The following is a 14435-nucleotide window of genomic DNA, read 5'->3' on the forward strand; positions in this document are numbered from 1 at the left end:
AGTTTCCATGCCCAACGTAAAAGTTCGCGAGAACGAGCCGTTCGAGATCGCACTGCGTCGTTTCAAGCGTACCTGCGAAAAGGCCGGCGTCCTGGCTGAAACGCGCAAGCGCGAGTTCTACGAAAAGCCGACCCAGGAGCGCAAGCGCAAGCGCGCTGCCGCGGTAAAGCGTCACCTGCGCCGCCTGTCGCGTGACGTCTCGCGCAAGGTCCGCCTGTACTGAGTTTCCGCCGATCCGCCGCTTCGTCGGTGGATCCTGCAGCGCCACGGCGCTGCGCGCATCAGGAAACGCGGTTGGCGCGGGTTCTCGCAGCCACCGCAAGCACTCGGCTTCGATCCGGCCGGTGTTGTCCCCAGGGGCAACGCCGGCTTTGTCGTTTCCGTAGAATCGACTTTCCATCGTCATCCGCCCCCACACCCCGAGGCCTCGCCATGACACTCAAGCAGCAGCTCACCGAAGACATGAAGAACGCCATGCGCGGCGGCGACAAGCACCGGCTGGGTGTGATCCGCCTGATGCTGGCAGCGATCAAGCAGCGCGAAGTGGATGAGCGGGTCGAGCTGGGCGACGTGCAGGTCCTGGCCACGCTGGAGAAGATGCTCAAGCAGCGACGCGATTCCGTCACTCAGTTCGAGGCCGCCAGCCGCGAGGATCTGGCCGCGATCGAGCGCGCCGAGATGGTGGTGATCGAAACCTACCTGCCAAGCAAGCTTGACGATGCCGAGATCGACGCGTTGATCACCGCCGCCATCGCCGCCACGGGTGCCAGTTCGGCCCGCGACATGGGCAAAGTGGTGGCCGCGGTGAAGGAAAAGGCGGCCGGTCGCGCCGACATGGCCGTGGTCTCGGGCAAGATCAAGGCAAGGTTGGCCGGCTGAGTTTCAGCCCACGCGTGCCGCCAGCAGTATCACCGCCAGCACCACCAGCAACCCGGCGATAATCGCCAGCAACGCCAGGCGCCGGCGACGCTGGCGCAGCCGCTGCCAGTTCGCCACATCCAGAAAATAGCGCCCCTCGCCTGGGCAGCGCAGTACTGCCTGGCCCACCAGCTGGTGCCAGGCCATACCCGGTTTCACGCCCAGTTGCTCCGCGGTACACGCCGTTGTCGCCGTAATCGCGGCGGCCTGCACGAACGCACGCACGATCGCGCCCTGCCTGTGCGCCATGACTGCGGTGATCACCATGATTGTCGTTCCTGTCGGCGTGGCCCTGTTGGCTCGACCGCGCAGCTTGCCGTCCCGATGCAGTGACTGGCAAGGCGCGATGCATCGCGTTCACATCCGCTCCATTACAAAGCAGCACTTGGCCCGCCGGCTATTCCTGGCCGCATGGGCAAGCATCACTGCAGGAGAAACGCATGCTCAAGTGGGCCATCATCTTCGCCATCGTTTCGCTGGTCACCGGCTTGCTCGGCTTCCGGGGCATCTCGGGTGTTGCGGGCACCATCGCCAAAGTGCTGTTCGCGATCTTCGTGATCCTGTTCCTGATCGCCGTGCTGGCGGTCATCGGCGTATTCCATATCCTCTGACGTTTGCGGCACGATGGTGGCTTGTCATCGTGCCGCGCCTCAAGCGAGCAGGCGCTGCATGCGCCGATGATTGGGCACCCTTCCCTGCGCGTTGGCCAGCCGGGACGACCGCTCCCCGGTCACATTGAAGCCCAGCCGCGCATAGAGCCGCTCGGCCGCCGGATTGCTGGTGGCGACATCCAGCACGATCTGCTGTCGCCCCAGCACGCGCGCCTGTGCCAGCAGGTGTCCGATCAACGCCTGCCCGATACCTTGCCCCTGCCAGGCAGGCGCCACGGCAAGATGTGCAAGGTAATGCATGGCCCCCGCAGGCGGCGGAATCACTGCCTCCACCCGCAAACCACGGACGATCGTGCCACTGGCATGGCGCCAGCCATAGTGGCCGAGGATTTGCCGCGCCGCCGCCAGCGTGAACGACCACTTCGTGTCGCTGCCGAAACCGGCTCCGACCGCCACCACCGCACCATCCAGTTCACCCACCACATGATTGCGCCAGCCGAACTCGCCGGCGCCATCGATGAATGCCTGACGCAGGAACGCCTGCGCATCACCATGTCCCGGCACGGCGAACACGTAGTCGAACGCCGCCGGGCCGGAGCTGTGGATCAGCGGCACCACCGGCAATACATCGCCTGGCGTTGCCTGGCGAAACTGCAGTGGTGCGCGTCCTGTCTGATGCATCAGAGTCTCGTAAAGGGCAACCAGGGGTTGTCCGGCATGCTAGCGTGATGATTGCCGCCGCATCGTCCGGTGCCGGCAGATTGGCCGGGCTCCCCACCACTTTGGCCGACTCGCCCCCGTCGCCGCAGTACTAGTCCTAAACTAGGTCGCTTATGCGCGGCCTGATTCCCGACAGCTTCATCGATGAACTGCTTGCCCGCGTCGACATCGTCGACGTGATCGAACGGCGCGTGCCGCTGAAGAAAGCCGGGCGCGAATGGACGGCGTGCTGCCCGTTCCACAACGAACGCTCGCCGTCGTTCTATGTCAGCCCGGCCAAGCAGTTCTTCCACTGTTTTGGCTGCGGCGCACATGGCAGTGCGGTGAAGTTCCTGATGGACTACGAGCGGCTGGAGTTTCCCGACGCAGTCGAGGAACTGGCGCAGACGGTCGGCCTGAAGGTACCGCGCGAAGGCGGCCGCGAGGCCGCGCCGCGTGAGGACAAGACCGATCTGTACGCGCTGCTCGACGCCGCAGCGGGCTGGTACGAGAGCGAGCTACCGCGCAGTGCCGAGGCACAGGCCTACTGCAAAAAGCGCGGACTGGATGCGGAAACCATCAAGCAGTTCCGGCTTGGCTGGGCGCCGGCAGGCTACGACGGCGTGATCAAGGCGCTGGGCAGCAGCGAGCGGCGCATGCAACTGCTCAACGAAGCCGGCATGGTCGCCAGCAGCGAGCGTGGCAGCAAGTACGATCGCTTCCGCGAGCGGCTGATGTTCCCGATCCTGGACCGCCGCGGCCGCGTGATCGCGTTCGGCGGTCGCGTGCTGCAGTCGGAGCAGAGCCCCAAATACCTCAACTCGCCCGAGACGCCCCTATTCCACAAGGGCCGCGAGCTTTTCGCGCTGTGGCAGGTAAAACAGGCCAACGCGAACCTCACGCGGATCATGGTGGTCGAGGGCTACATGGACGTGATCGCGCTGCACCAGGCCGGGCTGCCGATTGCGGTGGCCACGCTGGGTACGGCGACCACACCGGAACACACCGAGGTGCTGTTCCGCGCCGCACCCGACGTGGTGTTCTGTTTCGACGGCGACCGCGCCGGCCGTGCCGCCGCGTGGAAGGCGCTGGAATCCGCGCTGCCACGGCTACGCGATGGCCGCCAAGCGTATTTCCTGTTCCTGCCCGACGGTGAGGATCCCGATTCGCTGGTACGCAAGGAAGGCAGGGATGGTTTCGAACAGCGCATCAAGCAGGCGATGCCCCTGTCGGACTACTTCTTCAACGAGCTGTCGCACGATGTGGAGATGGGCAGTCTCGACGGCCGTGCGCGACTGGCCGAGCGTGCCCGTCCGCTGATCGCCAAGCTGCCCGACGGCGCGTTCCGCGACCTGATGGCGCAGGAACTGGAGAAGCGCAGCGGCGCCCGCGCACTGCTGCAACCGGACCCGGCCACGCATCGCGCGGTGCAACGTCCGGTGGCGGTGCAGCGCAGCCTGGTACGCAGCGCGATCTCGCTGCTGCTGGCCCAGCCCGGGCTGGCCGACCAGGTGGAAAGGCCTTACCGTTTCCTGCGGCTGGACAAGCCGGGCGTGGAACTGCTCGCCGAATTGATCGACACGGCCCGCTCACGCCCCGGCATCAACCCGGCGATGCTGGTGGAGCATTTTGCCGAGCGGCCGGAGTATTCGTCGCTGCAGAAGCTGATGGCGGCGGTCGCGGTGGGCGAACTCGAAGCGCAGCGGGCCGAGTTCTTCGATGCACTGGCACGCATGGACGATCAGGCCACCACCCAGCGCCGCGACATCCTCACCGCCAAGAGCCGTGAAGGTATGCTGGACAGCGCCGAAAAAGCCGAATTGCGGGAATTGCTGGCCGCGCGCGTGCGGCCGGTTACCGCTCCGGACTGACGTGACACCGCATTGCATGCCGAGGCCCCGCCCACATCATTTGGCTTCGCCGGGAGGCCATCACCGGCCGACTGTGGGATCATGCCCCGCTGCTGCGAGGCAGACTAGGCAAGACGCGCAAGGATATCGATGGATCTGCTTGAACGACTGATCACGATTTTCGCCGAGAACGGCTATGTCGCGGTATTCATCGCGCTGATGATCTGTGGCGCCGGCCTGCCGTTGCCGGAAGACATCACCCTGGTGGCCGGCGGCGTGATCGCCGGGCTCGGCTACGCGAACGTGCACGCGATGTTTGCGCTGACGATGTTCGGCGTGCTGCTTGGAGACTCCGCGATCTTCCTGCTTGGCCACCACTACGGTGCACGCATGCTGAAGTGGCGGTTGGTGGCGCGCATACTCACGCCCAGGCGTTATGCCATGGTGCAGGAAAAATTCGTGCGCTACGGCAATCGCATGCTGTTCATCGCGCGCTTCCTGCCCGGCATGCGCACCACGGTCTACATCACCGCCGGCACCAGCCACCGGGTCTCGTTCACGCGGTTCCTGCTGATCGATGGACTGGCCGCGCTGATCAGCGTGCCTTTCTGGGTGTACCTGGGCTATTTGGGCGCCGACAACCACGAATGGCTGATGAAGTGGGTTCACCGTGGCCAGAGCAGTCTGTGGGCGCTGGTCGTCCTGCTCGTGCTGATCCTGCTGGCGCTGTGGTGGCGGCATCGTCGCAACGCGCGCTGCGCAGAGGATTGAGCTTCGCGCAGCGGGTGTGCACCGCAAAGCGGCACCCACCCGTGAAATCACCGCTCCAGTAACGAACGAAGCCGCAGCCTGTTGATTTCCCGATTTGCTGCATCGACATCATGTCTCATGGTGACGAAACCGCCGTCGTCACTACGTCGTGCCTGTTCCACCAGCCGCCACCCAGTGCCTGGAACAACGCCACCGTATCGGCGTAACGATTCGCACGCGCCTGCGCCAGGGTGATTTCGGCCTGCCGCCAGGTCTGTTCGGCATTGAGCATCGCCACCTCGCTGAGGTCGCCCATCGCGAGCTGCTGCTGCGCGATCGCCAGGTTGCGTGCGGCGGCATGCTCGGCCAGTTCCGCCGAAGTCAGTGCGGCGGCATCGGACTGCACCGCGTGCAGCACGTCGGCCACGTTCTGCACCGCGTCGATCACCGTGCTGCGGTATTGCGCGGCGCTCTGCCGGTAGGTGGCCTCGGCGGCACGCTGCTTGTGCTTCAACGTACCACCGTCGAACAGCGGCGCGGTGATGCCGGCGCCAAGACTCCAGAAACCGGTGCCGGCCGTCAGCAACGAACTCGCCTTCTCCGCCGCACTGCCGATGTCGGCGCTGATCTGCACGTTCGGCAGCCGGTTGGCGATCGCCACGCCGACCTGCGCACTGGCCGCATGCAGCTGCTCGTCGGCCATGCGCACATCGGGGCGTTGTTCGACCAGACGAGCCGGCAGGCTCAGCGGCAACTCGGTCGGCAACTGCAGTGCGTCCAGCGTGAAGCGGGCATCGATAGTGTCGCCAGGCATGCGTCCGCTGAGCGCGGCGAGCAGGTCGCGTTGCTGGGCGAGCTGCTTTTCCAGCGGGGGTAAGGTGGCACGGCTCTGTTCCAGCGCGGCCCACTGTGCGGCGACGGCGGCCTCGGAAGCGTCGCCGAGCGTGCGCTGGCGCTGCAGCGTTGCCATGATCTTTTCCTGGTCCGCGACGATGCTGCGGGTGGCGTCGATCTGCGCACGCAGCGAGGCCTCCTGGACCGCCGCATTGACCAGGTTGGTGGTCAGCGTGAGGTAGGTCGCTTCCAGCTGGAAACGCTGTGCGTTCGCCTGCGCCACCAGTGATTCCACCTGGCGACGATTGCCGCCCCACAGATCCGGCGAATACGACACGCTGACCTGCGCCGTGGTCAGGCTGTAGAACGTGGCACCGGATTCGGCCGGACTAGCCAGCACGTGCGCGATCTTCTGCCGGGTCGGTTCCACGCTGGCATCGACCTCGGGAAAATACGCGCCACGCTGCGCACGCACGTTTTCCCACGCCGCCTGCAGCGCCGCTTGCGCCGCCTCCGTATCCGCGTTGTGTTTCAGCGCATCGTCGATCAGCGCATTCAAGGGCGCGGAATGAAACAGCGTCCACCACTGCCCCGGGATATCCATGTCCTGCACCAGTCGCTGTGCGTTGCCGCCCGGGCCGGGTGCGGCAGTGGTGGTTTGCGGCAGGGCTGTCGGCGCGTAGTCATGCGTGGCAGGCGCCGCCGGGCGCTGGTAATCCGGCCCGACTGCGCATGCGCTGAGCAGCAGGCCGATGCCAAGACCGAGCAGCGTGTTGCCAGCGCAGCGTGTCGTGATTTTGTGGAAAGCGTGCATGGTCAGATGTCCTTCGCCGACGGCGCGTGGCCGCGGTGCCTCTCGATGAAGCGCTCGATCGCGAAATAGCAGCCGGGCAGGATGTACAGCGTCAGCAGGGTGGCAATCGGCAGGCCGCCGACCACCACGGTGGCCAGGCCACGCTGCACGTCCGTACCGATACCGGTGGCCAGTGCTGCCGGCAGCATGCCGACGCTGGCCACCGTGGCCGTCATCAGCACCGGGCGGAACCGCTCGGTCGCACCGACCAGCACGGCCTCGGCAAGTGACAGGCCTTCCTTGCGGACACGGTTGATGTTCGACACCATGATGATGCCGTTCTGCACCGCCACGCCGAACAGGGCGATGAAGCCGACAGCCGTGGCGATGTTCAATGTCTCGCCATGCAAGTGCAGCGAGACCAGGCCGCCCACTGTCGCCAACGGAACCACCGCCAGCACCAGCAATGCCTGATGCAGCTTGCCGAACTCGGCGAACAGCAGCACCGCCATGATCGCCAGCACCATGCCGAGGACCACGATCAAACGCGCCTGCGCGCGCTGCTGGTTCTGGAAGTTGCCGGCCCATTCAAGCCGGTAGTCCTGCCGGTCGAAGTGCACCTTGGCATCGATCTGCCGTTGCGCATCGGCCAGGTATTCCGACAGCGCGCGATCGCGGTTGTCGATGCGGATGGTCAACTCGCGATGACCTTGTTCATGCGAGATGGTGCTCTCGCCGGTCTGCAGGCCGATGTGGGCCACCAGCTTGAGCGGCACCTGCGCACCGCTGGCCGATGTCAGCGGCAATGCGCCGATCGCCTCGAGATTGTTGGCCACCGCATTGGATACGCGCGCGGTCACGTTATAGCTGCGATCGCCCACATGGACCTGGGTGATCGGCGCGCCGCCGATGGCGGTCTGGATCAGGTTGCTGATGTCGCCGACATTGATGCCGTAGCGTGCCGCGGCGTCACGGTCCGCCACGATCGCCAGCTGCGGGATCGGCGGCTCCTGGAAGATCGACGCATCGGCCGTACCGCGCACGCCCTTCAGCACGTCGACGATCTGGCCGCCGATGCGACGCATCTCCTTGAAGTCGTCACCGTAGATGCGCAGCACCAGCGGACTGTGCGCACCGCCGACCATGTCGTTTTCGCCGTCGATGATCGGCTGGCTGATGCCCACGCTGATGCCGGGAATCTGCTGCATGCGCGCATTGAACTTGCGCAGGAACTCCGCCTTGGTCTCGCCATTTGCCCAGCTGCTGTAGGGCTTCAGGCCGACGGCGGACTCGACATGCGACGGCGTCCACGGATCGGTGCCGCTGTCGTTGCGGCCGAGCTGGGTCACCACGTAGGACACTTCCGGAAACTCGCGCACCGCGCGACGCAGCTCGGCCGTCATCGCGCTGGCCTGGTCCAGCGACAGGCCGCTCGGCATCTGCACCTGCAGCCACAGCGAACCTTCATCGAGTTCGGGCAGGAACTCGCGCCCGATCGTCGCACCGAGCACCAGCACACCGAGCAGTGCCACGCCGGCCGTCACGTAGACCACCGGCAGCCGATGCAGCAGCCGGCCCAGGCTGACGCTGTAGGCAGCCTGCAGCCGCTCCAGTGGCTTGTTGTGGAACAGCTTGCGCGGCTTGCGCAGCGCGATATAGGCCAGCCCCGGCGTCAGCGTGACCGTGCACAGCAGGGCCGCCAGCAAGGCATAGCCCACGGTGAACGCCATCGGCCGGAACAGCTTGCCTTCGGCGTGCTCGAACGCGAACAGCGGCAGATAGGCGGTGATGATGATCAGCGTCGCAAAGAAAATCGAACGACCGACATGCTTGGTCACCGTCATCACGTCGTCTTCGGTGAGCACCGCGTCGGGCTTCTCCTCGCGCCGGCGCAGGATCGCCTCCATCACCACGATGGTGCCGTCGACGATCACGCCGAAGTCGATCGCGCCGAGCGAGAACAGGTTCGCCGGCATCCGGGTGAACTGCATCAGGATGAACACCGTCACCAGCGACATCGGGATCGCCACCGCAGCCACCAGCGCCGAACGCGGACTGCCCAGGAACAGGATCAGCACGATGCAGACCAGGCCGACTCCTTCCATCACGGTGTGGAAGACCTTCTGCTTGGTCGCGTTGACCAGGTCGTCGCGATCGATGTACGGCACGATGCGCACATCCTGCGCTGCCAGCTGCTGGTTGAGTTCGTCGACCTTGGCGTGGATACCTTCCAGCACCCGCGAGGGGTTCTCGTACTTGAGCAGGTCGACGATGCCCTCGATCGTGTCGGGGTCGTTGTCCTTGCCCAGGATGCCTTCGCGCACCTGATGGCCGTACTGCAACTTGCCCAGATCGCGCACCAGCACCGGCACGCCATTGCTCTGGGTCACCACGATGTCGCCCAGATCCTTCAGCGTATGCACCATGCCGATGCCGCGCACGATGTACGACTGCTCACCGCGGGTGATGCGACCGCCGCCGGCGTTGGCGGTGTTGGCCGAGATCGCGCTGGTGACCTGGTTCACGCTGACGCCGTAGTGCAGCAACTGGGCCGGATCCAGTTCCAGCTGGAACTCCTTGGTGAAGCCGCCGAAGTTGTCGACGTTGGCCACCCCGGGCACGGCTTCCAGTGCGGGGATCACGACCCAGTTCTGCAACTCGGACAACTGCATCAGGTTCTTGCTGTCGGATTCCAGCGTGTAGCGATAGATCTCGCCGGCCGGCCCGGAGACCGGGTCGAGACCGGGCGTGATGCCCGGCGGCAACGTGACCTGCGCGATGCGCTCCATCACGCGCTGGCGCTCCCAGTAATCCTCGGCACCATCCTTGAACACCAGGGTGATCAGCGACAGCCCGAACGTGCTGCTCGAGCGCATGCTGACCAGACCGGGCGTGCCGGCCAGGCCACGCTCCAGCGGGGTGGTGATCTGCTGTTCGATTTCCTCGGCGGCCAGGCCCGGCACCTGGGTGGTGACCTGGGCGGTGACATCGCTCAGTTCCGGATACGCCTCGATCGCCAGCTGGGTCCAGGAGTAATAGCCGAAGCATGCGACGAGGATCGTCACGACGATGAACAACATGCGCTTCTGGAAGCAGAACTGGAAGATCGCGTTAATCATTGAGCAGCACTCCGCCCTTCACGATCACGCGATCACCAGCCTGCAGGCCTTTCAGCACGCGCGCGCCAGCCGTCTCGTCGTAGCTCAGTTCGACCGTGCGGCGCTCGAACGTCCACGGCGCCACCTCGACGAACACCGTGGTGCTGTCGTTGTTCATCAGCAGCGCCGACTCCGGCACGAACACCTGCGCCGGCTGCGGGATGTTGAAGCTCGCATTCGCGTACATGTTCGGCTTCAGCCGTCCGTCTGCATTGGACACGGCAACGCGCACCATGTCGCGGCGGGTATCCGGCTGCAGCAGCGGGCTGACAAAGCTGACGCGGCCATGGAACACTTGATCCGGATAGGCCGACAGCGTGGCGTCGACCGCTTGCCCCCTGGCCACCAGGCCAACCTCGCTTTCCGGCACGTTGGCGGTGATCCACACCGAATCGAGGTTGGCGATGGTCATCATCGCCGCGGTGGCATCGTTGACGTACATGCCCGGCGACACCGACAGCGCGGTCACGTAGCCGCTGACCGGTGCGGTCACATCCATCGTCCGCGCCACGTGCGAACCCGATGTGCCGCCTACCGCGACAAGCCGCGCCTGTGCGCGATTGAACTCGGCCAGCGCCTGGTTGTAGCCGCTCTGCGCCGCCTCCAGATCCTTCACGGCATTGCCGCCGGCCTGCTGCACGCCATGGGCGCGATCCAGACTCTTCTTCGCCAGACCGAGTGCGTCGCGCGCCTTGTCCGCATCGGCATAGGCCTGCGCCAGGTCGCCCGAATCGATCACCGCCAGCAGCTGGCCGCGGCTGACGTGATCGCCCAAACCAACCTTCAGCTCGACCAGCTTGCCGGTCAATGCAGGCAGCACGTTCGCGGTGCGCGCCGGATCGGCCTCGACCGTGGCCGGGAACGTCACCGCGTGCGGCGCTGCGCGCGACTCGACCGGCTGGATCACCAGTCGCGCGCGCAGCGGCGATTTTTCCGGTACCTGCAACCGGCCGTGATCGGCCGTCACGGCGGGTGTCTCCGGTACTGTCTCGTTCGCCCCATGCGAGCAGGCAATAAGTGACAACGCCAGCAGCATGGCGGCGGTCAGGCGCGAAAGATTTTGAATGGAATGGAACGACATGAGCTTCCCCTTCGACATGAAGGCATGAACGCGCCCGCGGCGACCCTGCGGCCAACGGGCAATACATGCGGGAGGGAAAGGCCGCCGTTCGCTGGCGAACGGCAGGCGCATCCCGGACCGCGGTTGGGCCGTCAACGGCCGCCGCGTCCGGGACTCACTTCAGGACGAAGTGTGTGCGGTGCAGCGCCGATACGGCTGACTTGGAGGTGGTTGATCGGTTGAGCGACTACTGTGCAAGACCAGGTTTCTCCTGATGACTTGATGATGATGACCGAGTGTTACGCCATGCCGTCGCTGCCGGACCCATGGCAATGCCGGGACCGGACGCCCTGACCGGCATTACAGCCAGCGTCCATAGCGGCGGATATAGATCAGCTTCACCAGCTGGGTCAGCGCGCAGTACGTCAGCACGGTCAGCGCCACCCAGCCGAAGAACACCGCTGGCAATGGCACCATGCCGATCTTCGTGCCGATGTCGGTGAAGGGTATGAACAGGCCGATCAGGATGATCGCGGTGGTCAGTGCCAGCACCGGTGCTGCCGCCACGCTCTGCAGGAACGGAATGCGCCGGGTACGGATCATGTGCACGATCAGCGTCTGCGTCAGCAGGCTCTCGATGAACCAGCCGGACTGGAAAAACGGCTGGTGCGCGTCCGAGTTCGCGCCGAACACGTACCACAGCAGCAGGAACGTGGTGATGTCGAAGATCGAGCTGACCGGGCCGATCCACACCATGAAACGGCCGATGTCGCTGGCGTCCCACTTGCGCGGCTTGCGCAGGTATTCGTCGTCCATCCGGTCGAACGGGATCGACAGCTGCGAGATGTCGTACAGCAGGTTCAGCACCAGGATCTGCAGCGGCAGCATCGGCAGGAACGGCAGGAACGCGCTGGCCACCAGCACCGAGAACATGTTGCCGAAATTCGAGCTGGCGGTCATCTTGATGTACTTGATGATGTTGCCGAAGGTGATGCGGCCCTCGATCACGCCCTCCTCCAGCACCATCAGGTTCTTCTCGAGCAGGATGATGTCGGCCGACTCCTTCGCGATATCGGTGGCGGTATCCACCGAGATGCCGACATCCGCCTCGCGCAAGGCAGGCGCATCGTTGATGCCATCGCCGAGGAAGCCCACCGTGTGACCCTGGCGCTGCAGCGACTTCACCACGCGCGCCTTCTGCAGCGGCGACATCTTGGCGAACACCGTGGTGCGCTGGACCAGCTCGTCCAGTGCCGCATCATCCAGCGGCTCGATGTGCTTGCCCTGCGCCGAGTGCTCGACATCCAGCCCGACTTCGCGGCAGATCTTGCGCGTCACCGCCTCGTTGTCGCCGGTGATCACCTTCACCTGCACGCCGTGATGATGCAGCGCGGCGATCGCGGTGGCAGCCGAATCCTTCGGCGGATCGAGGAAGGCCAGGCAGCCCACCGCGGTCAGCCCGCTCTCGTCGGCGACGCCATACGGGCGACCAGCCGGCGGCTGCTGTTTCACGGCCACCACCAGCACGCGCAGGCCGTCCTCGTTGAGCCCTCGCGTCATCTCCTTGATCTCGTCGCGCTGCCCATCGGTCATCGGCACGATGTCGTCGCCGGTCTTTGCGTAGGCACAGATCGACAGCATCTCTTCCACGGCTCCCTTGCACACGATCAAGTCGTGGCCGTCGCCGTTGCCGAGCACCACCGACATGCGCCGGCGCTGGAAGTCGAACGGAATCTCGTCGACGATGCGGTAGTGCGCCGCGGTCGGTTCCAGGTCGCGATGCGCCAGCACCGCCTTGTCCATCAGGTTCTTCAGGCCGGTCTGGAAGCGGCTGTTGAGATAACCGTATTCCAGCGCCTCGTCGGAATCCTCGCCGTACAGGTCGAGATGGCGCTCCAGCACGATCTTGTCCAGGGTCAGCGTGCCGGTCTTGTCGGTGCATAGCACATCCATCGCGCCGAAGTTCTGGATCGCGTTGAGCCGCTTCACCACCACCTTGCGCTTGGACATCGCCAGCGCACCCTTGGCCAGGTTCGCGGTGACGATCAGCGGCAGCATCTCCGGGGTCAGGCCGACCGCCACCGACAGCGCGAACATGAAGGCCTGCAGCCAGTCGTGCTTGTCGAAGCCGTTGATCAGGAACACCACCGGCACCATCACCGCCATGAAGCGGATCAGCAGCCAGCTGACGCTGTTCACGCCGCGGTCGAAGCTGGTCTGCACGCGCTGGCCGACGATGGTGTGCGCCAGCGAGCCGAGGTAGCTGCGCGGACCGGTCGCCACCACCACGGCGGTAGCGGTGCCGCTGACCACGTTGGTACCCATGTAGCAGATCGTCGGCAGGTCCAGCGGATTGGAATGGTCCGCCTCGGCCATGCCGCGCGCGCTCGGTGCGGCCTTCTCCACCGGCAGCGACTCGCCGGTGAGGATCGCCTGGCTGATGAACAGGTCCTTCGCACTGAGCAGGCGCAGGTCGGCGGGCACCATGTCGCCCGCGCCCAGGTGCACGATGTCGCCGGCGACCAGCTCGCCGACCGGCACCTCGATGCGCTCGCTGTGGCCGTCGGAAGCACGGCGCGTCACGGTGGCGGTGTTGCGCACCATCGCCTTGAGCTTCTCCGCCGCCTTCGAGGAGCGGTATTCCTGGGTGAAGCTCAGCAGCACGCTGATGCCCACCATCACCGCAATGATGATCGGCCCGGTGAGATCGCTGGAATCGGTGAACAACTGCACCCCGGCCAGCACCAGCAGCACGATGATGAACGGGTTCTTGAACGCACGCAGCAGCTGCCGTGACCAGTGCGGCGGCTTCTCGTGCGAGACCTCGTTGATGCCGTCGCGGTCCAGCCGCTCGGCGATCTGTTCCTCGTCGAGGCCGGCCGGCGTGCTGTCCAGCGCGGCCAGCAGCGCCTCGTTGTGGCGGAACGCCTCCTGGGCTACCGCCACATGCAACGCTGTCGGCGCACCCTTGCCGGCCGCCTTCGGGAGGCCGCCCTGGATGGATTGCTTGATCATGACCCGCTTCCGTGAATTCGCTGATGCCTGTCGTCGGTGCGAGCCTGCGGAATCAATCCGCGAACTGCGCCACCGTCGGTGCGCATGGCCGCACATGCGGCCGGAACGGTGCCGCCATTGGCGGAGGCCATCCCTTGCATGACGTCATGGCGACCATCAGCGACTGGATACCAGTGCGAGATGTACGGATGATGGCAGTGCATCATTCCGGGCATGGATCGGCGAACGATTGGCAGCCGCGGGGGATCGGCGGTGCAGTTCGATCACATTGCTGCCGGCCGGTTGCTCCAACGGAGCACGGTCCAGCGGGGCGGGCACGGTGACGGTATAAGTGGCACGCACGGCATCACGACGACCAGCCAGCAGCCGGTGCAGCACGCGCAGCAAAACGGAATCGCGAAGGAGCTTCATAGCCCATCTCCTCGTTACGGCGCCTACGGCGCCGCAGGAGGTGGGCCGGTCTTCCCTAGTCGAGGAAAGCGCCAGCCGACCGCAGACGGTCGCCGCAGATCATCAGCTTGTTATGCAATGCCGGCATCCGATGCTCGCGGATGTCGACGTTGCGACTAGGGTAAACGTCCATATGCCTTGGTTTGTCAGGACTGGGAGCCAGCCGACGCGGTGCGCCGGGAGGCGCGCGCATTGTCGTGCTGCGCTGCGGAAGTGTCAACCCATGCGAGCTGAATGGATGGATGAAAAGTCTGAAACCGGCGATATCGGATCCAGGCGAAGCGATGCGATCGGAAA

General features: G+C 65.3%; 12 protein-coding genes. 5 read left to right on the top strand and 7 right to left on the bottom strand.

From position 1 onward, the window contains the following. Positions 1-7 precede the first annotated feature (7 nt). Both rpsU and ACYVKM_RS12805 read left to right on the top strand, forming a co-directional pair. Complete coding sequence (gene rpsU, locus ACYVKM_RS12800; protein ID WP_007081639.1) at positions 8-223, top strand: 30S ribosomal protein S21; 216 nt, start codon at positions 8-10, stop codon at positions 221-223. A gap of 209 nt (positions 224-432) precedes the next feature. Then, positions 433-879 (top strand): GatB/YqeY domain-containing protein, encoded by a 447-nt coding sequence (locus ACYVKM_RS12805; protein ID WP_460877998.1) that lies wholly within the window; start codon positions 433-435, stop codon positions 877-879. Between the two features lie 3 nt (positions 880-882). Here ACYVKM_RS12805 and ACYVKM_RS12810 read toward each other — a convergent pair whose 3' ends face one another. Then, positions 883-1185 (bottom strand): hypothetical protein, encoded by a 303-nt coding sequence (locus tag ACYVKM_RS12810; RefSeq protein ID WP_460877999.1) that lies wholly within the window; start codon positions 1183-1185, stop codon positions 883-885. Between the two features lie 173 nt (positions 1186-1358). Here ACYVKM_RS12810 and ACYVKM_RS12815 point away from each other — a divergent pair, with 173 nt between their 5' ends. Then, a complete protein-coding gene (locus tag ACYVKM_RS12815) occupies positions 1359-1529 on the top strand; it encodes a DUF1328 domain-containing protein (protein ID WP_460878000.1) in 171 nt (56 codons plus the stop codon). 39 nt (positions 1530-1568) lie between these two features. Here the strand turns inward: ACYVKM_RS12815 and ACYVKM_RS12820 are convergent, their stop codons facing one another. After that, positions 1569-2210, bottom strand: coding sequence for a GNAT family N-acetyltransferase (locus tag ACYVKM_RS12820; protein WP_460878001.1), 642 nt, complete (start codon positions 2208-2210; stop codon positions 1569-1571). Positions 2211-2362: 152 nt separating this feature from the next. Between ACYVKM_RS12820 and dnaG the strand changes: the two genes are divergently transcribed. Together dnaG and ACYVKM_RS12830 are read left to right on the top strand one after the other, a co-directional pair. Beyond that, complete coding sequence (dnaG, locus tag ACYVKM_RS12825) at positions 2363-4099, top strand: DNA primase (protein WP_460878002.1); 1737 nt, start codon at positions 2363-2365, stop codon at positions 4097-4099. Between the two features lie 129 nt (positions 4100-4228). Continuing rightward, positions 4229-4849 (top strand): DedA family protein, encoded by a 621-nt coding sequence (locus ACYVKM_RS12830; RefSeq protein WP_460878003.1) that lies wholly within the window; start codon positions 4229-4231, stop codon positions 4847-4849. A gap of 115 nt (positions 4850-4964) precedes the next feature. Here the strand turns inward: ACYVKM_RS12830 and ACYVKM_RS12835 are convergent, their stop codons facing one another. The 5 genes from ACYVKM_RS12835 to ACYVKM_RS12855 all read right to left on the bottom strand — a co-directional run bounded on the left by ACYVKM_RS12835 (position 4965) and on the right by ACYVKM_RS12855 (position 14099). After that, positions 4965-6476, bottom strand: coding sequence for an efflux transporter outer membrane subunit (locus tag ACYVKM_RS12835; protein ID WP_460878004.1), 1512 nt, complete (start codon positions 6474-6476; stop codon positions 4965-4967). 2 nt (positions 6477-6478) lie between these two features. Beyond that, on the bottom strand, positions 6479-9574 hold the full coding sequence (locus tag ACYVKM_RS12840) for an efflux RND transporter permease subunit (RefSeq protein WP_460878005.1): 3096 nt from the start codon (positions 9572-9574) through the stop codon (positions 6479-6481). Beyond that, entirely contained in the window at positions 9567-10694 is a 1128-nt protein-coding gene (locus tag ACYVKM_RS12845; protein WP_460878006.1) for an efflux RND transporter periplasmic adaptor subunit, read from the bottom strand. Before ACYVKM_RS12845 ends, ACYVKM_RS12840 begins: the two co-directional genes overlap by 8 nt. A gap of 339 nt (positions 10695-11033) precedes the next feature. Beyond that, positions 11034-13688: a magnesium-translocating P-type ATPase gene (gene mgtA, locus ACYVKM_RS12850; protein ID WP_460878007.1), complete on the bottom strand. Its 2655-nt coding sequence runs from the start codon at positions 13686-13688 to the stop codon at positions 11034-11036. Positions 13689-13844: 156 nt separating this feature from the next. Then, positions 13845-14099: a hypothetical protein gene (locus ACYVKM_RS12855; RefSeq protein WP_460878008.1), complete on the bottom strand. Its 255-nt coding sequence runs from the start codon at positions 14097-14099 to the stop codon at positions 13845-13847. Positions 14100-14435 lie beyond the last annotated feature (336 nt).

This window comes from Rhodanobacter koreensis, from assembly GCF_054782855.1.